Raw genomic sequence first — 357 nt, 5'->3', positions numbered from 1 at the left:
CGCGAATCATCCAAGCCCGATGGGTGGCAATGTCGCCTCCTTTGACCGCAGCCAACGCTATAAAGATCGAAAGCAGCATCGAAACGCTCACGAATACGCGCACTGCGTAAAGCAAGCTGCCCTGCAAATCGGGGGGGATTGGATACATGACCGTCATCCACAAACCCGATAAAGCAGCCAAAATTCCGCTTGCAACCACTATCCGACCCGAGACTCTGTGCCATTGGGTTCTTCTTTGGCGTAGCGTGGAAGAAAACTGCAGAGCGCCTAATATAGAAAACAGGCACACGCAAAGGATGTGCACAATCACAGGAAACGGCGCCGCAACGAATCGGGCGTTCTCGGTGCTGATCTCCG

Annotated in this window: 1 protein-coding gene; it reads right to left on the bottom strand. The window is 53.8% G+C overall.

Features of this window, described 5'->3' with window-relative positions:
- Nucleotides 1-289, bottom strand: a 289-nt coding sequence (locus tag C5P05_RS35190; RefSeq protein ID WP_420130711.1) for a DUF2306 domain-containing protein, incomplete at its 3' end; no start/stop codon positions are given.
- Between the last annotated feature and the right edge of the window lie 68 nt (nt 290-357).

The organism is Rhodoferax ferrireducens, from assembly GCF_003347515.1.
Classification (GTDB): Bacteria; Pseudomonadota; Gammaproteobacteria; order Burkholderiales; family Burkholderiaceae_C; genus Rhodoferax.
The sequence above is the reverse complement of the archived record's forward strand: the minus strand, read 5'-3'. Positions and strand labels throughout refer to the sequence as shown.